Source organism: Legionella sp. ST3F1 (genome assembly GCF_048553315.1).
GTDB lineage: Bacteria > Pseudomonadota > Gammaproteobacteria > Legionellales > Legionellaceae > Tatlockia > Tatlockia donaldsonii.
Genome location: NZ_JBLZIO010000027.1, coordinates 22,703 through 45,496, shown reverse-complemented (window position 1 = coordinate 45,496; position 22,794 = coordinate 22,703). Strand labels below are relative to the sequence as shown.

Here is a 22,794-nt window from a genome sequence, read left to right as displayed (position 1 = left end):
AAATACCCCGTTTTTATTAATTGATATTTTGCCAGATTCTCTAATTTACAGTGGATCTATTTTTAGGGAGGAGATCAACCCCACTGAAATCAAATATTAATAATTACATCGAATGTAAATTTTAAAGCTCAACAAACTGATAACATGGGATTTTGATTTTTTAATGGTCTATTAAATGCGGAAAGGAAAGATGGCGAGCTGGCTAAAAAAAACTGGTTTAAATTTCAGGCAACCATCGATATTCATAGAACACTGGCACTTGGCACTAATTTTCACAGTAATTCAAATGAGTGACGCGGAAGAGTTAAATCAGAACAATTTCGCGGGTATTCTAAAAGAGCCCTTTTTACAATCGATGAGAACGAGCAAAATGAACGAGATTGATTTCGATTAAGCAGCCACATCAATACCTGGCAGGTTCTTTGCGTAACAATCCCTACTTTGTTTTAAGAAAACAAATTTTTAAGGTTTTAAGCAGTACGCGTTGATGAGAATAGTCAAATACCCCAACAACAGGAGTTAGAATGAATAGCCTTATCGATACCGCTGTAGGAAAACTATCAAAACAAAGCTTAAGTGTCGCGTTAACTAAAATCATGGGCTGTTCCTATCGAGCAGCCATCAATATGATATCTTTTGGAAAATGACGACTTGTAAAACTAATCACCGCTCAATTTTAAACTCCAATTTTTAGCTTTAGAGTATGAGTATACTAGCTTTTTCTATTTTCGACAGAACCCGAGCAACCCCTTTCTTAAAAGACAACTGTTTGTAGAGATTAATGGTGAATTCCTTTCGGGAATCTGTTCTAGAAAATTTTTCGCTGTATTTCGCTCCGCTCAAATGAAACCATTATGCCCATAAATCAAACAAAGAGATCAGGTTAAGTTTACTTTTCGTGACTCCATTAAATTGGATATTTTAAATATGACTATATTATCTCCTCAATCCCTAGTTCAGTTGGTTTATGAATTAGCTAAAAAAAATGATGTAACTGAGTTAGCTCAACTTGAGAAAGAAGGTTTTTCTCTAGGGGCCTTTTACTGTGAATACAATGCGGTGATATTACTAGCCAAGGAAAAAAATATCGAAGCAGTTGAGCTTTTGTTAACGCGGTTTAACTTGAGCATAAATTACGCTGTACAGGGATATGCGATGGGTGGTCATGTACGTCTAGTTAACCAACTGATTGCGCAAGGAGCTAGTAAAAATTACGCTGCAAAAGGCTTTGCGATAGGTGGTTATGTCCATGAGGTTAACCAATTAATCGCACAAGGTGCCAACAAAGATTATGCTGCAGAAGGCTTTGGGATAGGTGGTCATGTTCATGAAGCCAAACAGCTCATAGCGCAAGGAGCTAGTAGAGGTAAAGCTACCAGGGGGTTTGCGATAGGTGGACATGTGGACGCGGTCAACCAATTGATGGCTGAGGGAGCCAATAAGGCTAATGCCATAGAAGGCTTTGCGATAGGTGGGCGATGGCGCGAGGTCAAAAAACTGCGCACGGAAACAGGGGATGAAAATGACGCGTTAGCAGGATTTGCGATGGGTGGACATGTGTATGAAGTTAACCAACTGATGGCGCAAAGAAGGCCCATAGCATGTGTTCTAATGCGCTATGCGGAAGGCGGACATATCCTTCAAGTCAAGGAACTTATCCCCCAAGTGAGACCGGCCATGAGTAAGAACGATCTGGTTATCAGCTATGCACGAGGAGGGCATGTTAACCCAGTAAACGAACTCATCGCCCAAGGAGCAGGCCCAGAGTCTGCTCTAACGGGCTATGCGAGCAGAGGGTACCTGAAAGAGGTCAATGAGCTCTTGTCCAAAAAAGGGGCTGCCTGCCGCAATGCAGAGTGGGCTGCTTCTTGCTATGGACTAGGAGGGCATATCAATGAGGCGAATCTGTTACACTTAATGAGTTTTAGTGATACTCACGAACTAAGAAAGTGTATAGCAGAACAGTATGTCATTGATTTATTAGATTTAGGGCAATCTACTCGCGGTGAAAAAGAAAGAAAGCAAATTATAGAAGAGTATATCCTTCAGAACTTAGCCCCACTAATAAAGAGAGCAGGAAAACTAAACCAACTGATGAGGGGATATAACCTCAATTTTGAACAAGCAAAAGGATATTTATCAACAGCTGCAAATGTCTGGGCATTTCAAGGGCAGCAATTAGTGATAGAGGGAAAAATTCTACCAGAAATATACTTTCACATTTTTTCTTTTATCAGCAAATGCTCTGTTAATGACAATATCAAAATTATTGAGTGTGCTAATCAGAAATTGAAAGATGGGGTGGTTAGTTCTTCGAGAACAGGATGGTTGTCTATTTTTAAAACTCAATATTCTTTGGAAAAATTAGAAAAAGAAGCAGAAGAAAGATACCAGAATAGAATGAAACAATTTTGAAGCACAGAAAACTCCTTCAAGACGTCGAGGATTATCATTAGAGAGCTTGCTAAGCAAGCGTAGATACTGTCTTTAATAATTTTATAAATTAACAACCAGTCCGGAGTAGTATGGCATTCGCGAACCCCAGTAAAATGAAGTATTCTTCATCAGTGAACAGTTCGGCATTTACAGTTGAGATCTACCTAAAATTTAACTTTTCTAACTTTGATCATATTGGTAACAGCGCTTTTTTTGATTGTGCTCAATTTTAGTACTAGACTAATGATGTTTATATTGAATAATTGCAATCAAATTAATGAACGTATTTTATCTGTTAAGAGCCATACAACGTGAACTCAATGAAGAGCCAGGCTATCCTAATGCCAGCATTCAAAGACCTAGTGGTTATTTAAGCATTACCTGTCAAAAAGACAGTGTTGAAAATCAGGATTTTGCTGAATTAGTCGCTGACTTTGAGACTCTATGCAAAAAAAATAACATTCCTAAACTACCTAATCAGAGACAATACGCTCAGACTCGAGAACCAAAAGGTCCATCTCAAGAGGCTGCTAATCTTATCAAATACGAATTTTTTATTTCTGCAGAAAATTTCGAACGCTTATTAGTAAATGAATTCCCAACTTATATTGGTTATCGTTATTCTGGTTCTATCTTGCGACTTGCTAATCCTGATGAGGGAGTAATGAAACCTGGAGCTATCTGTTTATTCCCAGTAGTGGCAATGGAAGATAGTACATTTATGTTACGTTCCGCAGGCTGCAACATTACTGAAACTATATCCACTCAACTTGCTTATTATATTAGTAAATATATAAAGCTAGAAAAGAAGCCAGGCCAATCTGATTTTTATGGGCATCATATGTCCCCTTTAATCAGCAAGATATTAGGTATTTCAGATAAAGAAATGTTAGAAATTGCCTTTACTACTATTGGTATTAGGGGTAAAAATCTCAGAATTGATTTGATTCAAGAAGGCGGTGGTTTTAGGCTCTTTAAATTAAGAGAAAAATATCAAGCAAATTTGGTTGCCATGAATCCGCAAGCAGAAAAAATATATCAACGGCTGGCACCGGTAAGCCATGATGAGTTGCCCCATTTAAGCTCAATGGAGGTATCCGTAAAAACCATGATGGAAAAAATAGGCCTTATAATCTCCCATAAAAAGGAAGCGATCAAAGATGAAATAGCAGAATTAATAAAAGAAATGGAAAAACTTAATGCAACTGACTATGATAATGAAGAATCGCTACAATATAATGAGTTGCAAAGAGAAAATCGTGAACTAGATATTAGTCTACTAGAGCAACAAATAATTACTACAAACTTGGTGGAATCAATACCACTTCTAGAGCGATTGAATGAGTTAAGAGAAGCGCCTATACCTACTAAAGAATCCGAAGTAGAAAAACGCAAAAAAAAAATAGAGTCTGAGTTCGAATTTTTGACTAAAACGCTCTCAGAATTAAAACAATCTCAAAAATATATCAGTGTTCTTCTTAAAAAAATAGATATGGAACAGGTACAGCAACAGCAACAAAAAGAGCAGAGCTCCCTGCAAGGCAAACCATCCTTTTTTTCTTCCTTAGAAACCCACCCAAACAAGTTGACACAAAAGAAGGAGGATAAAGAGTTGGATGAAGGAACTGATTTTTCTCATCATTAAGGGAGGAGGTGTAAATTCTCCCATTTGTCTTAGGCTTCCAGGCAGTGCTGCATAAATAAATTACAAGAGCGTCTTTTTCCAATATTCCCTTATAAAAATAGTTGGACATATTTTAACCTAATCTTCAATTCATCTTCCTAGTGTTATTATAGATATCCCAGCTAAGATAGCTTGAGAGAGCGCAGACTCATAGACATGAAGGGAGTAAATGAGATATGAAAGAGTCATTTCATTTAGAGTTAATTTACTTATTGAGGTATGGATGAACTTAACTTTGATAAGTTAACAATATTTATTAACTTTTGTTGTCCCTATTCCGCTGCCTCAAAATTTTTAATGCCAGAATTTATACGGAGTAAAGAACCCCCCCATTTTATTCACCCATGGTGTAATACCTTTCCTAATACCAATATAAATTGATCATCGTATAGAGTATGCAGCGCCAGAGTATTTTCTGGGACGTAAATTCCACTATTTTTGATTAACTCAAAACAATACAGGGAGTAGTTATTGTAACTTACCAAACCAATCTACCTGTCTCTCCGTAAATCCTCAGCTTTGACTACTCCAAACCGCAATCCAACAATAATCGCACTGGTTATATTTTTACAATCCAATTTTTGAAAGATGGATTGCCGATGCTGAGTCACTCTTCGGGCGGATACCTTTAAAAACGCTGCTATTTCTTTCACCTCTTTACCTTGCGCCGATAGATAAAGGCATTGCTTTTCCTGCTCGCTTAAACGCAGGTCGAAATGAATCGGTTGTCGTATCCAAGTGCTGGCAAGCAGAGCTTGAATTTCCGCTAATTGATTAGAGGTTGGATTGCTATTTCCTAAATAGGCCAGATAGTTCTTTGCAAACACTTTAAAAAAGGGACTATCGATTAAATTCGTTTTCATCAAGGTTTCTTGCTTTGTTTTCACCATTATTCTTCCTTTATTTTTTAAAGGCGTGACTTAGTACAGGAATCATTCAAAAAATAATTCCTGTATCTCTAGTCGCTGAAATAATTAAGATTTCTGGTCAAAAGCGAATTAAAAGCACGCTGTAAACCATGCTTCTAATGTTCAACCGGTGTAAATAATGGGAAATTTTGGCGGCTTCTTACGGACATGCCATTGAAATACAAAACTGAAATAGACTAAGATTCGTTTAGCCATTTTTATCTCCACTGATAAATTTGGTTAGCTGGCGGGGAGGAGGTGAGATGCCTCTCTGTCAGCGCTTATTGCATTTAAACACATCAAACGCAGATTTATAGTATTTGATTCTGTGGTGCCTTGCAAATGAATTTTTTTAGCTTTTTTAGCAGGCACTACAGAATTTTTTATTTCCTAGATCTACATTAGAACCCCTTTTCCAATAAGGAAGCTCCCTCCCCCTCTTTCCTATAAACCCGATGAATACAGCAATCGTGACTTCCTCTTTAGGTAGTGTTTTTTCAAGTTTGGAAAAGAAATAATACCTCCCTTTCGATTACAAAAGATTTAGACATGTCAAATAAAGAGGGAGCTACATCAATGGGGTCAGGCTTGAATTTTGAATTAGTTTGGAATTTATCATGACAACTTCGCTTTGGTTCTATCTCACAGAAATCATGACAAGTTGTTGAGCATCCGATTAACTGCATTAGTTTATTGAGTTTTGACACTCTATACACATTCTTATCCACAGATTTTGTGGATAAGATAAAAATCAATCATTAATTGAAAAAATCATTCAGGCCTTTTAAAACAAGGTTTCTCATTGCAATGAGCCGGTTTTTTTATAAAAAACCGACGGTAAGATTAAAAAGTTATCCACAGGATTTTAGAAGAAGCAATAGAACTAGCGCTTAGCTATGATAAACAAATAAATATTAAAAAAACAGTCTTGACTCTACAATTTGAATGAATAATTGAAATAGATAGACTGAACGTGTTTTCTTACCTAAGAATTTCATAGCGTTTGCAGATTGGATATTCCAATGATTACTTTTAGAAGAAATCAAAAGAGATGTAATTTTTTGATTCCTAAAGGGTTTTTGAAACCAATGTCTGGGTATAACTACCTGGTTTCCTGGATAAGAAGGCGAAGCCAAAAATAATTAGGCTAAATAATAATAAATACAATAAATCCCAATATTGGGGTATGACATGTTTTCCACCATAATTGCCGCAATAAGAAAAAATTCCCAGCCCAAGAAGATAAAACAAAAACCAAAGCGATTGCTTCCCATCAAGATCTCGATGTGCTTTTTTTATAAAACAATAAAGACCGGAAAATACCAGACCAAGGATCACAATGCCTAATAATTTTCGTACACTGTGGAAACCAGACCAATAAACCCCTACGGTACAGACATAGAATCCAATCCATGCAATAAAGCCACTACAACGCAAACGAAAGGGTCTTTTATAATCAGGCAATTGTTTACGCAAGCAGATAAGGCAAACGGGCCCTACAGCATAGCTAACCATTAATATGGCTACTAAAAAAGCCGACATTTCTTGCCAACCGTGTAACATGATAGACATCGTAGCAGCTAATAAAAAATTCACACACAAACTCACCCAAGGAACCTGATATTTATTTTTTTTAGCGACGATTTTTGGTATATAAGCGACGGAATCCATACTCGCCAACATATGAGCTGCCGTGGTTGAATAAACCAAACCTGTTGAGTAAGGCGATACAAAGGCATCAGCGTATAGTAAAACACTAAGCCCTATCATCCCGGCCAGAGCAGCCAATGCAGCAAAAGGACCAGCATCACCTGTAAAAGACAACTTCGCCCATCCATTGCTTAGATCATGCTCACTGACGCTGCCAATAAACGACCATTGCAAGCTTGTGTAAAGCAAGGTCGTCACCAATAACGAGCCCACTAAAATGAGGGGAACATATTTCCCTGGTTTTTCAATTTCGCCCATCATAATAATAACTTGCCGAAATCCCAATAAAGAAAAAAGGACTCCCCCACTCGACATAGCAGCCATAACTCCCTGCCAGCCATAGGGCATAAAACCGCCGTATTGGGAAAAATTTTTCGTGTGGTAACTCATGGTTAACAAGCTAATGACTGTAAGGATTGGGATTAGTATTTTCCAGACAGTAAAAGCGGCATTAATTCGTGCGAATAAACCAATCCCGAAATAATTAAATAAAACAAAACTCATGAGTAATACCAACGCCAGTAAATAACCCAGGGGTGTATTGGTATAATGCATACCCTCATGAATAATTAATCCGGGAATATAATTACTGGCGTACTGAATAACCCCCTGAGTCTCAATTACCGGTAAAATGGCCAGGGAAAACCACGCCAAGCTACTGATCATCACACCGGTTAAACGGCCATGAGTGTATAAAGGTAAACAAGCCAGTGTATCAGCTCGAGGAAACATGGTCCCTATTTCAGCATAAGCCAAAGCAACAAACAGCAGTAAAAAACCAGCGAGGGGCCAAGCGATAATGGCTGCTGGACCCGCAAAATGGGCAGAATATAAAGAACCAAATAACCAGCCTGAACCAATCATGCTGGTCATTGCAATCCATAATAAGCTCAGCGCACTCAGATTTTTTTTCATGTCGATTTTACGCATCCTTGTGTTTACAGTCAGATAAGAAACCCAACCGAATTGTAAAAAAATAACACCAACCTTTTGATTTATTTTATTAATTCAATACAAGAAGGTATAAAATACAACCTTATAACGAACCATAGGTTAAATGATATTTATCCAGCAATTTATCCAGGGTAATTCTGGCTTTCGTATTTTCACTTATCCAAATACCTGTCAGCGCCTGCCTCATCTTGCTGTTCGTTCGTAGTAATTTATCGAAAGGCTCCTCAAGAACCTCATAATTTTTTATGAAAAAATCTTCCAAAGGACCTGCTGCGATATAAGCCAACTCTGCAAGATTAGTTGCCTGGGCTAACAACGCCTCAATGAAGCTTATTCCCTCTATGGGTTCAGTGATTATTTTATCGATCCTTTCGACTAAAGAATCATCATAGAGCTGCTTTCGAAACGCCTCCAGATAGACCTCTGCCAGGGAAATATATTCATTAAGCATGCTCAAAACGTTATGGAGATAGTAATAAATAGTTAGCATATAGTCCGGTGGAATCCAAGTCAAAAAGCAGAATTCCCTCGGGCAGCAGATACTGAGAATAACAATCGTTAGATTTGAAAAATAGCTCTCGGCTCATAGGGAAGTTCCAGCTCCGTATGAGAGCTAACTGCTTTCATGGACATCATGCTGTATAGATGGGGATATTGCTCGCCACCCGGTTTATTAGCTTCCACTTTCAAAGTATCTTTTTCCAATAATCTACTGTCAATCTCTACTAAAACGACCCTATCAATTCCCTTGAAGAATTTTTCAAGAATTGCGGGATATTGATTTTCGAACGTTAAATGGATGAATCCATCTTTCTTATCGTTTGCAGAACCATCGAAATGACCGCTTTTCTCGAAAGCGGTCCACTCGTCAACGGTTAAGATTTTATAAACACAAGTCATCTTTAAACCCTTATTGGTTGATTGGACCGCTAAATCCTATCAAAAAATTATTAGCCGAAAATTAAACTGCATGATCAGCATTAACGCGGCTTTGCGCGCGAAAGTTTACATATAAGAGCAAAAAACTCTTCCGTATGCAGCGCAAGTTTATCTTTTTCAACTGCATTTGAATTATTTCCTAAAAAATGATTAATTTGCTCTGCACACTGATTGCATTTGAGGTGTTTGAAATGAGCAAGTATTTCCCCTGCTCGCATCAGATCAGCATATCCCAAACAGTTTAAATAAAAACTATATCGATCCGATGCTGTGGGAGCTAATGCAATACGCTTTATATGGAGAAATGGACACCATCGATGTTCTACTGCCTGGAATGTATTATAGGAACGAGTAAGGGTTTTCAAGAGCTTTTTAAGCAACCGTGAATTGGTTTGCTCAAAAGCAGGAAATAAATCGGCTGGCTGACGTGGTGGCTGATTTGAAAAATAACTCTCTTTCGGTAACATGATTTTTAAATAATCAAAATGAATTAGTGCCTTGTACTTAAAGAGTTTTAATTTCGACATTGTACTGGCGTCAGGATCATGTGCGAGGTAATCATTAATAACCTCAATCAGAAAGGAACCATAACCATTCACAATCGAGCACCAGTCACACCAGGATTTAATTAAAGGACTAAAATTAGCGCGCGTAAAAGACACATAATCCTCTAATTTCTTATCCGTGTGGGCCGTAAGAATTAATCCTTGGCGAACCAGGGTAATTAAATAATAAAGATTGAACAGGTTGGGGCTAACCAGTGCACCATTGACGAACATTCGCAAAGACTTGTTTTCACCAAAAAACAAAGAGGTTTCATAATTTTTTCTAAAATTCAGCGACAGTTTAAAAAACTCATAGGAGTATCGATGTACAAGGAGATGGTCTTTAATCGATAACATAATTTATTGACGTCTTGTGCAGATAGAACAAGTTTACTTCGGTATCGGAGCAATGATCAATTTAAAATTCGACCCTTATTCTTGAATAATAAAAATTTTCAACCATTATTAAGTCAGGGCTTACGCAAACTTAGAGGTCGAGGCAAAATTTTATTTTAATGAGGGCGTTTAGCTAAACTAAATGACCGAATTAAAATAAAATTTTAACGAAGAGATCGAAGTTTTGCGTAAGTCCTGTAAGTTAAATCCTTAATCTGGGAAATAGGATGCCTCGACTTTATACCATAGGACATTCAACGCATTCCTTGCAAGAATTCATAGCGATCCTTGACGTCTACCATATTAGTCACCTGGTTGATGTTCGTACTGTGCCAAAGTCTCGCTATGTCCCCTGGTTTAATAAGGAAGATTTTTCCGTCTCTCTGGCGAAGGAAGCAATTAGTTATACCCATTTATCCAAATTAGGAGGCTTACGGAAGGGCTCCCCTAGTTCAATCAACACGGGCTGGCGGAATGCCAGTTTTCGTAATTATGCCGATTACATGCAAACCAAACTATTTTATGAAGGACTTAAAGAATTGCATGATCTCATTAAAAATAACGCCGCAGTGGCCATCATGTGTGCTGAAGCCGTACCTTGGCGCTGCCATCGCTCACTGATTGCCGATGCAGAAATCATAAGAAACATCAAGGTGTTCGACATTATCAGTAAAAGCTCAATCCAACCACATAAACTAACAGACTTTGCCGTAGTGAATAAACAAACCAGGCCTTTCCAGATTTATTACCCTAAACCCTGATATTATTGACGCCTCTCTTTATCCTGTAGACGAATGCCATCTGACTCAATGCTAATGACGCCTTGTTTATAGAGTTGACCTATTGCGCTCTTGAAGCTTTTTTTACTCTCGCTAAATGCACGTTGGATTTCAAGTGGTGAACTTTTATCATGCAGTGGTAAAAAACCACCCTTTTTTTGTAATTGCGCCACAATACGCTGGGCTAATTCCTGGATGCTATCCTGGCCGGTTTTTCTTAAGGCTATATCAATCTTTCCATCTTCTCTTATTGCTTTTATATAACCTCGTAGTCTTTTTCCATAACTCAATATCTGAAAGATGTCCCCGGAGTGGATTAGCCCCCAGTGGCTATCATTAATAATGGCCTTGGTACCTAAAGGGGTGGTTTCGGCAATCAGTAGATTGACTTCCTCACCCGGCTTGTAGGGAGCTGGTAATTGATCCAGAAAGTGATCTATTTTGGAACTGGCAATAATACGCCCTTCATTATCCTGTTTCACATAAACGAGATACGATTTATCTTTTTCCATCGGACGACGTTGTTCAGGTCGAGGAACTAATAAATCTTTCTCCAATCCCCAATCAAGAAAAGCACCTATGCGATTAACATCAACTACTTTTAAAAAAGCAAAACTGCCTACTTTGGCACGGGGCGCCAAGGTTGTGGCAATAATCTTATCTTCCGAATCGAAATAGATAAACGCATCTACTACATCATTCACCCTGGTACCTTGAGGCACGACTTTATTAGGCAATAAAATTTCGCCCCAGTTACCACCATCCAGGTAAACACCAAACGCGACCTCTTTGATGACTTTTAATTTGTTAAACTGCCCTACTCTAATCATTTTTTTACTCATCTTTTAGTATGGGGCCGAGCTTATCATAGAAATGGCTACCCGATTAAATAAAGTAAAATATAGCCTACTTAGGCCTCTTGTCTGTATGCCTGAACCACTTAGCTAATAGGTCCCAAAAGGCTGCTATTGCCACTATAATGGTAAACAGAAAGATTGCCACGACCATTTGCACGATATCAAAATTAAGCGCATCGCGCGCGACAAACCAACTTGCAATAAAACCTGCTACTACCAAAAGTATACGTACAAGCCATCCCAGCATAACATTCTCCTATCCAACTCTCTAAAGCCTGGTTGCTTCACTATGGCTTGTTTTAATCCCATAAGCCACTGTATGCACTTAAATTAACACCGAAAGAGACCTAACTGCCTCTAATCCCAAGATATCGTTCAGGTTTTATTTGTCGTTCACCCGGAAGCAGGAACCTATTTATTAATTATTTAATAGGAGTAGCAAATGGTATCAATAGCGTATTTTTATCCCTCTCGGTTACTTTGAGTTAACTAAATTCAGGAATTATGTTATTAATGTTACTCTTAAGGCTCAAAGGTTAGTACTTGATATAAGGATATAAATAGTGTGGCTTAATCTTAGGAATTCATTGGGACCTCTTCTGCTGATTCTGCTATGCCCTCCCTTTGTCATGCTGATGTGGTACACCAATACTGAGTTAGCAGGTTCCTTAGCGACGCTATGGAATATGATAACCCAAAACGGATTGGTACAAACCATTTATGACATATGGAGACCCTATTTTTGGGGTTCAGATACCGCCTGGATGATCATTGGCTGCTTTATCGTCTTTGAAGCCGTCTTAATGCGTTTTCTGCCCGGAAAACCTTTTCAAGGGCCTCTTACACCGAAGGGAAATACCCCGACCTATAAAGCGAATGGCGTTTTAGCCTTCATTACCACGATGGGAACGTTTTGCCTGGCCACGTTTGGCCTGAATTTATTTCCTGCAACCATCCTGTATGACAATCTGGGTAGTATCCTAGGCGCTCTTAACCTTTTTAGCCTTCTTTTCTGCGTCCTATTGTATCTTAAGGGACGCTTTTATCCTTCATCAACCGATGCAAGTATCAGCAATAATATTTTATTTGATTACTATTGGGGAACAGAGCTATACCCACAAATTTTTGGTTGGCATATTAAAAAATTTATTACTTGCCGTTTTGGCATGATGAGTTGGGGATTATTGCTTCTCTCTTATTGTGCCAAACAAGCAGAATTGAGTGGGCTAGCGAATTCAATGCTCATCTCTGTCTCATTACAATTCTTGTATATAGCCAAATTCTTTATTTGGGAAACAGGCTATTTACGCTCATTGGACATTATGCATGATCGAGCTGGCTTTTATATTTGCTGGGGTTGCCTGGTCTGGGTTCCTTGTATTTACACTTCGCCCAGTATGTATCTTGTACTTCACCCAATTCATTTAAATTTTGTATGGGTTGCACTTATTTTAAGTCTGGGGGCAGCCAGTATCCTTATCAATTATCTTGCTGACAAACAACGAATTCGAGCAAGGGAATCAGCAGGCAATTGCAAAATATGGGGCAAGAAACCCTTGATTTTGCCTGCCCATTATAAAACGAGCGAAGGAAATACGAAGAAAACCTTACTACTTGCCTCAGGATGGTGGGGTCTTGCAAGGCATTTTCATTATGTCCCAGAGCTTACCAGCGCCTTTTTTTGGTCAGTCCCAGCCCTTTTCACCCACTTCTCCCCTTACTTTTATGTTTGTTTCCTGACAATTCTCCTCATCGACCGTGCTTTTCGTGATGATAAACGGTGCGCTGAAAAATATGGTCAAGACTGGAATGAATATTGTGCGCTGGTTCCTTATAAAATCATTCCTTTCTTAATTTAAGGAACTCTGTTGACGCCCCCTATCGGGCTCAGGCTCAAAAGGGGTGCCTATACCACAACCCCAAATTTTAGTTATTGAACCCATTATTCGTTTAACCTCGAAACGAAAACCCACCTGTAGATCAAGGTGTTTTTTTCTTGCCTCATCACAATTAATTGTTTATCTGTGATGCCAATTACCTAAAAAACCCTGGATTTAATCCAGAATATTCTGATTGGCAAATTGATTGGCCATGATTGGAATACTCCCAATCATCCGGAGACCTGGCAAAGACTTTATAAAAAAGGATGAAAATTCAGCAACACCGGCTTGTTTAAAAATAAGCTCAGCAGGCGCTCATGTTATGAGCGCCTGCCAAAGATTCCGCGTAGCAACAAAAGCCCTATACCGGCAGCAATTAACAGGGTTTTAAGGGGATTTTCCTTGGCCGCTTGCATAATTATTTCTTTAGATGCTTGCATCTCATCCTCAATCTCCGCAAACGTATTTTTTCCCTTTTCATACAGTTCTTCGCTTAATGTTTTAATCTCTCTAAGCAATGGCTGTGCAGATTCATTGAAATGAGTATCAGGCTCACAAGCTTGCTTAAGAAATTGAACGTCCTTTTTCTCATTCATAAGCGTTCCCTAATCCCTGAGTTTTAGTGCGCGCGTTTTTTCAGCCCTTTCTGCAAAACTCGTGTGGTTCGTTTAATCTCTTTCTTTGTTTGCCTGGCTGCCTCTTCTTTCAGCACAAATAGATGCTTTTCTAAAATATGAAAGGCTTCTTCAAAGTAATCGATTGCCTTATGTCCATTATCAAACAATAGTGAGACATTTCTATCCAAAATTTCTTCTGGACGATTAAGATCCTTTAATTGCTCGGGTTTCATATAAGAAAAATTTTGCAGCGTTTTAAGATTAAGCTCGAGTAGTTCTCGCATAGGCTGAACAGAGTTAAGTAAATTTTTTCCTAAAAGCCTATTCTGGGTTTGCTGTTGCAATCGTAGGGATTCTTCCTTGCTCATCGTTCTCTCCTTTTGCTAAGGTATGATTAATTATAGACCATTTAGCATTTCTCCAGAGTGTGCCTACTCTTCACAACTCAAGAAAGAACTAATCATTAGGGGGGACGAGGCTTGGAAACAGCTATGAAATAAGAATCACCGCAAGATGATTCTTATTATTAAAGAGCGACTACAAGTAACAAGATAAAACGCCACATCAGAGCGATTTAAAAATAATTTCTATATTCTTACCATCTTCTTTTTCTCTTGCGGCAATCCACTCTTGAATGGCTGATGGTAATTGACCACGACGATTAGGATCATTGGTGAAGTAGCTTACTTTTCTCTCATCGGAGTTTAAAACTGCAGCCCAAATCAGATTATCACTGGTCATTATGATACAGTTCCCAGGTCCTATGCCTCGTATAAATCCTGAACGGACAGAGGCTTTAGGATCGGTACTTTGCTCACTATCCCCCGCCCCCCCGCATCCTGATATAAACTGAGAGTAATCATTACCCACCAGTTTCTTAAACCGGTCTTCCTGTTGTTTTGAATCTAACAAGCCCAGTTCTACAAGATTAAGGGATTTCTTTTTACCATTTTTGACATAATTACCGCTGAAGAAAACCCCATTTCCTGCGTAATAAGTACAACCAGCATTTTGGTTGACAACAAGCCCCTTATTTACAAATTGAAATAGCAGTTGGCAAGGTGGATTACCGCCCTCTGCATTTTTATCAATCGTTAGAGCATCCTTACCAATAAAGAACGCTTTATTGTCCAGTTCGCCTGTATTACCTCCGTTATTTGCCAAAATGGTATAACTGAAACCTTTTGAGTCAACAGCAGTAATTTCCAAAGCGGACTGCCCATACTGATTGCTATAGTCAGCAAGCCAAGTCCCGGTGGCAATCTGCTTCTGGATAGGTTGCGAAGCTGGCAGCAAGGCATGTAGCGCATTGATCCGTTGATCATAAGCGTTGGCAAGACAGGATGGAGATTGACAACGATTTCGTTCTTTTAGCCATTGCTTTTGGCTTTCTGTTAATTGGCTATTTGAGGCCGTGTTAGAAAGTTGGTTATATAAAAGACCCAAATAACTATCTTTTATACTGAGTTCCTGCTCATTGCAAATCATTTTCTCTACAGCACTACCTGCCTTTTGGCAATCATAACTGGCTGCATAACTAATACTAAATGCACTGAGAAATAGTGAGCCGGATACAGCAAAAAATCTTCTCATAATAGTCCCTTACTAACTAATTACCCTGAATATAATCTATCAAGGGGACTCTGTATACACGCATTAGAACTATTCCTCAGACAGCTTCCCATTAGCTGTCTTGATGTCATTTATGAGCAAGCATCACTGAAAAAATATTACACTGGATTATATGACTTGTACTGCTCATACTTATACTCAATTGCTTTAGCACCTGGGTTATGAGGAAACACCATGAAGATAAGAAACATTTTTTTAATCCCAATTCTACTCCTCTCTGGGATTGCCTGTGCAAACGACTCCACCGCTGAATTAGCTTCAGGAGGTTTAGTTTTCACTAAAAATGCTTTCATTGAATTACAATCGGAAGAACTCTTTTTATCCTTAAAGAAGGTACGCATTCGTTATATTTTTTTTAATAAATCGGATAAACCTATTAAGGCTTTGGTAGCCTTTCCTTTACCCTTAATTAAAAGCTACCGCTATGATAGACAATTTGCAGTTTTACCCGTCGATGATCCAGTCAATCCTGTGGGTTTCGTCACTCGCGTCAATAACCAGCCGATTAAAATGTCCATCCACCAAAAAGCGCTGGTTAAAAATAAGGACCAAACCGCTATACTTAAAAAGTACAAGCTTCCTTTATCACCTGAATACAGTCAAACCAAAAAAGCCTTACTGGCTATTCCCAAACAGCAATGGCCGGAATTAGAATCACTTGGCCTCATTTGGCTTGAGGAATTCGACGATGGCAAAGGAATGAGAAAGGAACCGCAACCTGCATGGGACTTAAAAACTACTTATACCTGGGAGCAAATTTTTCCACCCAGGCAAGCCATTATTATTGAACATGAATACCAACCCGTGGTTGGCTCATCAGCAGGCACCAGTATAGGCACTTCGTATGCAATCCATGAAAAATGGTATAAAGAATTTGTTACAAAATACTGCATCAGCGACCATTTACAAAAAAGTTTAACCCCCAAAACCAAAAACAGTACGCCGCCTTATACGGAAGGACGCCTAGCTTATATTCTTAAAACCGGCGCCAACTGGGCAGGACCGATTCGCAATTTTACCCTAACAATTGATAAAGGTGACAAGAAAAATATACTAAGTTTTTGTGGAGAAAAAGAAGCAAAACAAATTTCAGCGACTCAATTTCAAATAAAGAAAAAAAATTTTATCCCTTTGCAGAATTTAGATATTCTTTTCCTTATTCCTTACACCGACCCGATTGAATAAATTGTATAGAGGAAACACTGTCATTCCACTTTGTTTCCTCCATACAATTTATTCAACTATTCGATTTAATTTTTTCTTAATAAAATTGATTTAAAATAGCTCAATTTTTTTGAGCGCCTAGAGTACTTTGATGGGTAAACCTATTCAGATACAAGAAATAATTGCAATAAACAATAACGGGGAAATCCTACAATCAAAAGCAAAAGAGTTGAGAGGTACGGCTTGGTATATTAAGGACACCAATTCCAGTACTGACGATAGGGTAACTCGCATGGCCGCTCATATAGAAAATCTTGCGGCTCAAGCAAATACAGCCCATAGAAAACTAGAAATAACAACAGCCGATGTTTTAGTAACCCGCTTAAGCCTGAATGAATTTAGCCTGTACACCAAAGAGACTCCTTTAAGCCTGGACGAATATAAATTACTTATTAAAAGAATCGATGGCATTGCTTCTAAACTCCCAGCCAATATCCATCTTTTATTAGCAACCATCCCTGTTTATTGGCCCGATAATAGTGTCCATAATTGTGCCTTATATGTTCAATCAGCAAGCTCAGCGACCGAAAGACCAATTATCAATCATTTCGCCAAAAAAAATTACTCTGCGGTTGATTTCCATTATATCAACAAAGCAGGGGATCCCTTGCCTTTGCGTGGGGATGAATACGGATCCAATGCCTGCCCCACAATTGTTTTAAAGGATACCGAAGTACGGACTATGGATCCTCATCAATTTGAGAGTGCATTAAAGATCATAACTGCTGAAGGCGAATCCTTTATCACTCTTATAGATATTTGCCTGGATCATAAAGAAAGAGTTGCTGAAAAAAATTTAGTGGGTTTGCTAGCGCAATTACAACGAAGGGGTTTAAAGATTCCACTTTATATGAGTCAGCTAATCACCTCTCATACCATTGCCCCTATTAGAAAAAATATTTTTGCTTCATTGACCCAAGCAGATACAACCTATAAAGCTGTGGATAGATTGTTTCCTAATGAAACGCGCCACTTACTGTCCCCATTTGGCGATTGTACTGACCTCACCCTCTTTCCACCGACCTATCTGGAAATGCCTTACAGAAAACGGGTATTACGCCATCTTAGTGCAACGATACCTGGACAGACTATTTTGGAAGAGACAATAACACACCCTCGCATAGCCCTGTATTTACAGAAACGAATCCGATCGCTTGCAGCTCTAGGGATAACTATGAGTGAAGAAACACAGCAACGATATCAAACCTGGGTAGATAGCTTTCTTTTTTCTATATCTAATCTGCTGAATGAACCATTTATTGCAGGAGCGTCTGCAATAGCAAGTATAGATAGTCCTGCTTCAACAGCAACAGAGGATTCTGCTACGCAAGATCTAAGTAATGCCGAACATTGGGTAGAGGCACTATTGACTGAGCTGCTGGATGAACCAGCAAGTATGGAGAACTCTATAACACCAGTCACCCAGGACGGGACGTCAACATCAAGTACAGAAGAGGATTCTACTGCGCTGGAGCAAAGTGATGCGGAACATTGGGTAGAGTTACTACTGACCGATCTACCGGATGAATCGGCGGGCATCGAGGATTCTACAACGGTGGATCTCAGTAATGCCGAACATTGGATAGACGCACTGCTGGATGAATCAACGAGTTTGAATGATTCTACCGCATCCACTACTATAGATGATCCATCAGCATCAAGTACAACAGATGACTCTGGTTCCGATTTCGATGACGACAGATTTTGGGTAAACGTACGATTAACAGGTAGTTCAGTACATCCATCCAGTAGCTCATCACCATCCCCTACTACAGAGATACTCTCATCCCCAGATTGGCAAGATTCAACCATCACCCATGATAAGCCCAAAGATACGGAAAAATCGTTCCCTTGCTCTGCCACAAGAAGTTCGGAAAGTCTTTTGTATTCCGACAGTAATCCTTACAGTTTATTTTTTAGCGGTGCCGCAAAAGAGATTGAGGAATTAAAGCGCCCTTTTAAAAACCACGCGACTACAATTGAAACCTACCCTCGATTTGTTACTAATCAAAAAGCAGCAAGAAACGACGTAGTGAAAAAGCGACGACATTTTAGGACCATGGTATAAAGCGGATAACGCCTTCTCTGTTCGTGTGCTTTTTGCATATACTTTAATTTATTGGCCTATGCGAGTTACCCTCATGGAAAAGAGGACATTGACTGTATTAGCGGTCGTTCTGTTTATTGGTTTTTTCCGTGTTGCTTTAATATTTACAACGCCATTTCAAGCCGCACTGACTCAAATCGATCCGAATCAAATGGGCTATATGGGCTTGCTGCAAAATCCAATCATCCATTTATTATTCTGTTTAAGCCTCCTAATCATGCTCGGTGGTTTTTATTATGCTTTTAATAATCTTAGCCCTGAAAGCAGCTTGGGCAAAACCAATATTATCTTTATCCTGATTGGAGGATTAATCGGTATTGCAATAGCAATTCTGTGGAACAACTGGAACTATATTCATAGCCAATTTACAACCTTGATCACCCTGTTGACATACGAAGCCTATAATCCACAATCAGCACCCAATCTAAGTTATTATCAATGGAAATACGCTCTGAATCCTGCAAAGGTTACTATGGGTTTATTACTTATCCCCCTGTTTCTTCCCTTATTCTATTACTTAAGAAAAACTCGGAAAAACAAGAATCTGCCAGCTTCAAAACGCTAGTTCATCTCAATTCACTCAAAATCAGAACAAATGCAACTAGCGGTGGGAGTAGAGGCAGAACAGTGGAAACAAAACTGGCTCATTGTAGTCACCTTTGAAACAACCCCTTCCCAAACTGAATAACACCGTAAATACCGGTAAAGGCTGTGCTCTACCACTTTATTATTTATGCGCACAAAAGAACACAATGCTCTATAATTAATCAAACAATCCTCTAATTGGAACGCTTATGATCCATATCAACCTTTTAAATGATTTGGTGCAATTCACTCTGGCAGGCACACCTGAAGAACAAGCGAGAGATAAAGACTATTTAGAGAATGCTTTATGTGAACGATACATTGACTACAGCAACTCTACAGGAAAAACCGTGTCTGATTGTGATCTCTATGTACATATTTCTAATTTTAAGTCGGCTAATGAGATTAGAGACATGCTCACACCAGATTTAGGCGTTCAGGATAAAAAGAAGCCTCAGTTTTTCCAAAATCCATCTGTGAATTATAAATTTCAAACACAAAACAAAATTGGCGTTGATGAATTAATTGATAACAAAATCGAGATACTGAGAGCAGGGCCACGTTGGCCGCAGGATACGTAAAATCGCATGTCTCTTTATCAGGCTACACACAATAAAAGCCAGTGCCTAAATGCAATGATATTCAGTTCAAACCAGCTCTCGTTATTTTTTATTTCAATAAGATACAGGAAAAATTTCCCCCGAAATCATCCTCTCCCGCATGATACGCGCGTCTGCAGCTAAAAAATCTTTTGTCGGTATAAGTATCGATGCCCATCTGTCCAATCGATTTTAAACGCAAGTTGACCAAGCATCTTTCGACAAACCCCGGTAAATCAAAGAGGAAATGATTTAATTTCTCAGCGCTTTTGAAATAACGGCAATTGTCCTGGTTGTCATGAATAAATGCATCGAAAAAGTCATGACCGACTTCATAAGAAGACTGGGCAATACAAGGACTAAGAGCCGCCACGACTCTCTCGGGGGTAGCACCTAACTCTTGCATTTTATGGATAGTTGATTCTAACACGCCCGCTTTGGCGCCTCGCCATCCGGCATGGGCAAGCCCAATGACACCCGCTTGCTCATCAGCGAATAAAACAATAGGGCAATCCGCACTATCTGAACCCAAAAGGATATTTTTCTGCTTTGTTACCATTGCATCTGCTTCGATTGTCTCATTCTCTGGCCAATGCTCATTAACAATCACTGCCTTATTACCATGAACATTTTTTACGGTTACCAATGAGGTGAGAGGATATCCTAAAAATGTAGTAATTCTTCTCCTATTTTCCTCCACTCTTCCAGGTTCATCATCACTGCCATAAGCACAGTTTAGAGAAGAATATCTCCCTTCGCTCGCTCCGCCGCGTCGCGTAAAAAAGGCATGTTTAATTGAGGATAATTGCTTTAACGTTGGCTCATGCAGCGCTTCAAGCGTGTTATCGTTCTTTTGATCGTGCTTAAATGTCAAAATGAGTCCTTTAATCCATCAGGTAACGTTGATATTTTAAAAACGCCAACTGCGCTTTCACAGCAGGCCATTCGCTTGCAATAATGCTGTAAACATAGGTATCTCGTAAAGTACCATTAGGCATCACCATGTGATTGCGCAAAATACCATCCAACTTAGCTCCCAGACGTTCGATACCCCGTTGACTTTGGCGGTTAAGAGCATGGGTACGAAACTCCACAGCAATGCAATTGAGGGATTCAAACGCATGGTTTAGCATTAACAGTTTGCACTCAGTATTAAGACCTGTACGTTGCACCGTTTTACTATACCAGGTTCCCCCTATTTCCAAACGATTATTACCATGATCAATATTTAAGTAAGTTGTCATTCCAATTGCTTTTTGGGTTTGATTATTGATAACAGCAAAGGGCAACATCGTCCCGTCGGCCTGCATTTTTAACCGCAAATCAATATTTTCCCGCATTTTCCGGGGCTCCGGCACAAAGGTAAACCAGAGTTTCCATAACTCTCCATCGTTAACTGCCTCTACTAAATCATCGTGATACTCATGGCATAACGGCCTTAAGGTGCAGTAATCGCCCCGCAGGATTATTGGTTCATTTAAACTGGTCATCGAAGTCCCCAATCCGGATTTTTCACTAAGTTTATGGAATAAATAATAGAGAGGGTAGCCCCGCCTTTTATTTATGATTTAACATAACAAAGTAAGCGTTCTAAATAATTTGAATAAGGATGATTAAAATGCCTAAGGATGAAGGACAGCTTCATGATGTCTACGTTGATTGGGACCAATCATCAGGATCTAAAGAAGAGACGGAGTATAGCGCGGTAAGGCCATGGACACGTTTTATGGCAAGAATCATCGACAACACTCTATTCACTATCCTTTTCGGCTGGATTTTAGTATTCCTCGCGCCCGCATTCATGGAGGCAATCAATGGAACAATTTTTGGTTTTTTATCCTTAGTTGCCTGGATTTTCGTAGAAACTCTCTTATTAATTACCCTGGGTACCACTTTCGGGAAATGGCTGTTAAGGATTCAAATCACAGCCAATGACGGACAAAAACCCACTTTGCCCCATGCCTTTAAAAGAAGTATAAAAGTTTGGTTTTTTGGCTTAGCTATGGGTATTCCCTTTATTAACCTGTTTACGCTCATTTCAGCCCATAGTGGCTTAAGCAAAAATAGAATCACAAGCTGGGATAAAACGGAAAAATTTACTATTACTCATGGTGAAATAAACATTTATCGGGGAATCGCTGCCTGGGTTATAATCATAACGCCGATTGCTTTTGCAATTATGGCTAGAGAATTCAGTTAGAATCACAAGATTGGGGTACCCAGAGTACACCATTCGCTGGATAGAAGTGAAAAGAGGATTTAGAAATAGACAAAAATTCCATTTATTTTAAAGCGGTTATTGAATCAACAATGGTCTTTAAAATAAAAAGGGCTGCTCCCTTTTTATTTAATCGCTGGGTATCGCATGCCAAACAACGGTATCCTGACTATTTATTTCAAGCCAATACAGAAGTCTTAGTCAATGATCTCACGCTTGCACTGGCTAAAAGTCTGGAGTTAATCTGGCGTAAAGAGAACCAAAGCAAACGCGATGTACCGGAATGGTGTGGAGGATTTCTATTGGAAGCAGCAGCGTCTGCACTCAATGTTCAATGGTCCCAAGAATACATTTGCAAACAGACTCCTGAGTATAAAGAGTTGTTTTTTCTTAAAACCGTCACCCAATATTTAAAGATGGATACGGTCGCCATTAAAAAAGTAGAGGCACTTTATAACCATTTAATCACTAAACAAACCAATCCTATAGAGCAAGACGATAGCAAAAATGAAAAAATTATTGATCTCAAAAAATTTAAAAAGAATAAATACCCCAATAACCTTTTCAAAAATAGAATCGTTAACTACCTGGAGTCTATTTTCTTCGAAAAGCATTTCCTGATGTTTAGCGACATTCTTAAAAATAAATTCCCTCTCCCCCTGGCAGATTTTTTTAGTGATGAGGAGATGATGAAACTCGTCGACGCTGTCAGACGATAATTACC

At 39.0% G+C, this 22,794-nt stretch carries 22 protein-coding genes; 10 read left to right on the top strand and 12 right to left on the bottom strand.

What is annotated here, in order from left to right; translation table 11 throughout:
* The first annotated feature begins 927 nt into the window (after positions 1 to 927).
* Both ACN4Z1_RS14975 and ACN4Z1_RS14970 read left to right on the top strand, forming a co-directional pair.
* Entirely contained in the window at positions 928 to 2,415 is a 1,488-nt protein-coding gene (locus tag ACN4Z1_RS14975) for a hypothetical protein (protein WP_419388017.1), read from the top strand.
* A 298-nt stretch (positions 2,416 to 2,713) separates the two neighbouring features.
* On the top strand, positions 2,714 to 4,081 hold the full coding sequence (locus ACN4Z1_RS14970; RefSeq protein WP_419388018.1) for a hypothetical protein: 1,368 nt from the start codon (positions 2,714 to 2,716) through the stop codon (positions 4,079 to 4,081).
* A 530-nt stretch (positions 4,082 to 4,611) separates the two neighbouring features.
* On the opposite strand, the gene ACN4Z1_RS14965 is transcribed toward ACN4Z1_RS14970, so the two are convergent.
* From ACN4Z1_RS14965 to ACN4Z1_RS14945, 5 genes are all read right to left on the bottom strand, one after another.
* A complete protein-coding gene (locus tag ACN4Z1_RS14965; protein ID WP_419388019.1) occupies positions 4,612 to 5,010 on the bottom strand; it encodes a response regulator transcription factor in 399 nt (132 codons plus the stop codon).
* A gap of 1,086 nt (positions 5,011 to 6,096) precedes the next feature.
* Complete coding sequence (locus ACN4Z1_RS14960) at positions 6,097 to 7,653, bottom strand: APC family permease (protein ID WP_228364279.1); 1,557 nt, start codon at positions 7,651 to 7,653, stop codon at positions 6,097 to 6,099.
* A gap of 121 nt (positions 7,654 to 7,774) precedes the next feature.
* A complete protein-coding gene (locus ACN4Z1_RS14955) occupies positions 7,775 to 8,206 on the bottom strand; it encodes a DUF6869 domain-containing protein (protein ID WP_228364280.1) in 432 nt (143 codons plus the stop codon).
* A gap of 44 nt (positions 8,207 to 8,250) precedes the next feature.
* Entirely contained in the window at positions 8,251 to 8,592 is a 342-nt protein-coding gene (locus ACN4Z1_RS14950) for a DUF952 domain-containing protein (RefSeq protein ID WP_228364281.1), read from the bottom strand.
* An 80-nt stretch (positions 8,593 to 8,672) separates the two neighbouring features.
* The gene (locus ACN4Z1_RS14945; RefSeq protein ID WP_228364282.1) at positions 8,673 to 9,533 is read right to left on the bottom strand and encodes a hypothetical protein; all 861 of its coding nucleotides are present in this window, start codon (positions 9,531 to 9,533) and stop codon (positions 8,673 to 8,675) included.
* Between the two features lie 266 nt (positions 9,534 to 9,799).
* On the opposite strand from ACN4Z1_RS14945, the gene ACN4Z1_RS14940 reads away from it, so the two are divergent.
* Complete coding sequence (locus ACN4Z1_RS14940) at positions 9,800 to 10,333, top strand: DUF488 family protein (RefSeq protein ID WP_228364283.1); 534 nt, start codon at positions 9,800 to 9,802, stop codon at positions 10,331 to 10,333.
* Between the two features lie 2 nt (positions 10,334 to 10,335).
* Here ACN4Z1_RS14940 and ACN4Z1_RS14935 read toward each other — a convergent pair whose 3' ends face one another.
* Positions 10,336 to 11,181, bottom strand: coding sequence for a S1 RNA-binding domain-containing protein (locus tag ACN4Z1_RS14935; RefSeq protein ID WP_419385850.1), 846 nt, complete (start codon positions 11,179 to 11,181; stop codon positions 10,336 to 10,338).
* A gap of 76 nt (positions 11,182 to 11,257) precedes the next feature.
* Positions 11,258 to 11,455, bottom strand: a complete 198-nt coding sequence (locus ACN4Z1_RS14930; RefSeq protein ID WP_228364285.1) for a hypothetical protein — start codon at positions 11,453 to 11,455, stop codon at positions 11,258 to 11,260.
* A gap of 316 nt (positions 11,456 to 11,771) precedes the next feature.
* Here ACN4Z1_RS14930 and ACN4Z1_RS14925 point away from each other — a divergent pair, with 316 nt between their 5' ends.
* Positions 11,772 to 13,067 (top strand): 7-dehydrocholesterol reductase, encoded by a 1,296-nt coding sequence (locus ACN4Z1_RS14925; RefSeq protein WP_419388020.1) that lies wholly within the window; start codon positions 11,772 to 11,774, stop codon positions 13,065 to 13,067.
* A gap of 341 nt (positions 13,068 to 13,408) precedes the next feature.
* Here ACN4Z1_RS14925 and ACN4Z1_RS14920 read toward each other — a convergent pair whose 3' ends face one another.
* From ACN4Z1_RS14920 to ACN4Z1_RS14910, 3 genes are all read right to left on the bottom strand, one after another.
* Positions 13,409 to 13,684, bottom strand: a complete 276-nt coding sequence (locus ACN4Z1_RS14920; RefSeq protein ID WP_228364287.1) for a hypothetical protein — start codon at positions 13,682 to 13,684, stop codon at positions 13,409 to 13,411.
* A 23-nt stretch (positions 13,685 to 13,707) separates the two neighbouring features.
* Positions 13,708 to 14,073, bottom strand: a complete 366-nt coding sequence (locus ACN4Z1_RS14915; protein WP_228364288.1) for a phasin family protein — start codon at positions 14,071 to 14,073, stop codon at positions 13,708 to 13,710.
* A gap of 196 nt (positions 14,074 to 14,269) precedes the next feature.
* Positions 14,270 to 15,298 (bottom strand): lysozyme inhibitor LprI family protein, encoded by a 1,029-nt coding sequence (locus ACN4Z1_RS14910; RefSeq protein WP_228364289.1) that lies wholly within the window; start codon positions 15,296 to 15,298, stop codon positions 14,270 to 14,272.
* 213 nt (positions 15,299 to 15,511) lie between these two features.
* Here ACN4Z1_RS14910 and ACN4Z1_RS14905 point away from each other — a divergent pair, with 213 nt between their 5' ends.
* The 4 genes from ACN4Z1_RS14905 to ACN4Z1_RS14890 all read left to right on the top strand — a co-directional run bounded on the left by ACN4Z1_RS14905 (position 15,512) and on the right by ACN4Z1_RS14890 (position 19,834).
* Positions 15,512 to 16,522 carry a DUF4424 family protein gene (locus ACN4Z1_RS14905; protein ID WP_228364290.1) on the top strand — a complete coding sequence of 337 codons (1,011 nt, stop codon included), beginning with the start codon at positions 15,512 to 15,514 and terminating at the stop codon, positions 16,520 to 16,522.
* A gap of 130 nt (positions 16,523 to 16,652) precedes the next feature.
* Positions 16,653 to 18,629, top strand: coding sequence for a hypothetical protein (locus ACN4Z1_RS14900; RefSeq protein WP_228364291.1), 1,977 nt, complete (start codon positions 16,653 to 16,655; stop codon positions 18,627 to 18,629).
* Between the two features lie 73 nt (positions 18,630 to 18,702).
* Positions 18,703 to 19,233, top strand: a complete 531-nt coding sequence (locus tag ACN4Z1_RS14895; protein WP_228364292.1) for a hypothetical protein — start codon at positions 18,703 to 18,705, stop codon at positions 19,231 to 19,233.
* 229 nt (positions 19,234 to 19,462) lie between these two features.
* A complete protein-coding gene (locus ACN4Z1_RS14890) occupies positions 19,463 to 19,834 on the top strand; it encodes a hypothetical protein (protein WP_115220975.1) in 372 nt (123 codons plus the stop codon).
* An 88-nt stretch (positions 19,835 to 19,922) separates the two neighbouring features.
* Here the strand turns inward: ACN4Z1_RS14890 and ACN4Z1_RS14885 are convergent, their stop codons facing one another.
* The gene (locus tag ACN4Z1_RS14885) at positions 19,923 to 20,726 is read right to left on the bottom strand and encodes a polyphenol oxidase family protein (protein WP_228364293.1); all 804 of its coding nucleotides are present in this window, start codon (positions 20,724 to 20,726) and stop codon (positions 19,923 to 19,925) included.
* A gap of 10 nt (positions 20,727 to 20,736) precedes the next feature.
* Complete coding sequence (locus ACN4Z1_RS14880) at positions 20,737 to 21,342, bottom strand: GNAT family N-acetyltransferase (protein WP_228364294.1); 606 nt, start codon at positions 21,340 to 21,342, stop codon at positions 20,737 to 20,739.
* 128 nt (positions 21,343 to 21,470) lie between these two features.
* Between ACN4Z1_RS14880 and ACN4Z1_RS14875 the strand changes: the two genes are divergently transcribed.
* Both ACN4Z1_RS14875 and ACN4Z1_RS14870 read left to right on the top strand, forming a co-directional pair.
* A complete protein-coding gene (locus ACN4Z1_RS14875; protein ID WP_419388021.1) occupies positions 21,471 to 22,052 on the top strand; it encodes an RDD family protein in 582 nt (193 codons plus the stop codon).
* A gap of 110 nt (positions 22,053 to 22,162) precedes the next feature.
* Complete coding sequence (locus ACN4Z1_RS14870; RefSeq protein ID WP_228364296.1) at positions 22,163 to 22,789, top strand: hypothetical protein; 627 nt, start codon at positions 22,163 to 22,165, stop codon at positions 22,787 to 22,789.
* The last annotated feature ends 5 nt before the right edge of the window (positions 22,790 to 22,794 follow it).

What these genes read in the sequence shown, in the direction of transcription:
- ACN4Z1_RS14975 (WP_419388017.1), top strand. Translation starts at nt 928, where the DNA reads ATGACTATATTATCTCCTCAATCCCTAGTTCAGTTGGTTTATGAATTA.
- ACN4Z1_RS14970 (WP_419388018.1), top strand. Translation starts at nt 2,714, where the DNA reads ATGAACGTATTTTATCTGTTAAGAGCCATACAACGTGAACTCAATGAA.
- ACN4Z1_RS14965 (WP_419388019.1), bottom strand. Translation starts at nt 5,010, where the DNA reads ATGGTGAAAACAAAGCAAGAAACCTTGATGAAAACGAATTTAATCGAT.
- ACN4Z1_RS14960 (WP_228364279.1), bottom strand. Translation starts at nt 7,653, where the DNA reads ATGAAAAAAAATCTGAGTGCGCTGAGCTTATTATGGATTGCAATGACC.
- ACN4Z1_RS14950 (WP_228364281.1), bottom strand. Translation starts at nt 8,592, where the DNA reads ATGACTTGTGTTTATAAAATCTTAACCGTTGACGAGTGGACCGCTTTC.
- ACN4Z1_RS14945 (WP_228364282.1), bottom strand. Translation starts at nt 9,533, where the DNA reads ATGTTATCGATTAAAGACCATCTCCTTGTACATCGATACTCCTATGAG.
- ACN4Z1_RS14940 (WP_228364283.1), top strand. Translation starts at nt 9,800, where the DNA reads ATGCCTCGACTTTATACCATAGGACATTCAACGCATTCCTTGCAAGAA.
- ACN4Z1_RS14935 (WP_419385850.1), bottom strand. Translation starts at nt 11,181, where the DNA reads ATGATTAGAGTAGGGCAGTTTAACAAATTAAAAGTCATCAAAGAGGTC.
- ACN4Z1_RS14930 (WP_228364285.1), bottom strand. Translation starts at nt 11,455, where the DNA reads ATGCTGGGATGGCTTGTACGTATACTTTTGGTAGTAGCAGGTTTTATT.
- ACN4Z1_RS14920 (WP_228364287.1), bottom strand. Translation starts at nt 13,684, where the DNA reads ATGAATGAGAAAAAGGACGTTCAATTTCTTAAGCAAGCTTGTGAGCCT.
- ACN4Z1_RS14915 (WP_228364288.1), bottom strand. Translation starts at nt 14,073, where the DNA reads ATGAGCAAGGAAGAATCCCTACGATTGCAACAGCAAACCCAGAATAGG.
- ACN4Z1_RS14910 (WP_228364289.1), bottom strand. Translation starts at nt 15,298, where the DNA reads ATGAGAAGATTTTTTGCTGTATCCGGCTCACTATTTCTCAGTGCATTT.
- ACN4Z1_RS14905 (WP_228364290.1), top strand. Translation starts at nt 15,512, where the DNA reads ATGAAGATAAGAAACATTTTTTTAATCCCAATTCTACTCCTCTCTGGG.
- ACN4Z1_RS14900 (WP_228364291.1), top strand. Translation starts at nt 16,653, where the DNA reads ATGGGTAAACCTATTCAGATACAAGAAATAATTGCAATAAACAATAAC.
- ACN4Z1_RS14895 (WP_228364292.1), top strand. Translation starts at nt 18,703, where the DNA reads ATGGAAAAGAGGACATTGACTGTATTAGCGGTCGTTCTGTTTATTGGT.
- ACN4Z1_RS14890 (WP_115220975.1), top strand. Translation starts at nt 19,463, where the DNA reads ATGATCCATATCAACCTTTTAAATGATTTGGTGCAATTCACTCTGGCA.
- ACN4Z1_RS14880 (WP_228364294.1), bottom strand. Translation starts at nt 21,342, where the DNA reads ATGACCAGTTTAAATGAACCAATAATCCTGCGGGGCGATTACTGCACC.
- ACN4Z1_RS14875 (WP_419388021.1), top strand. Translation starts at nt 21,471, where the DNA reads ATGCCTAAGGATGAAGGACAGCTTCATGATGTCTACGTTGATTGGGAC.
- ACN4Z1_RS14870 (WP_228364296.1), top strand. Translation starts at nt 22,163, where the DNA reads ATGGTCTTTAAAATAAAAAGGGCTGCTCCCTTTTTATTTAATCGCTGG.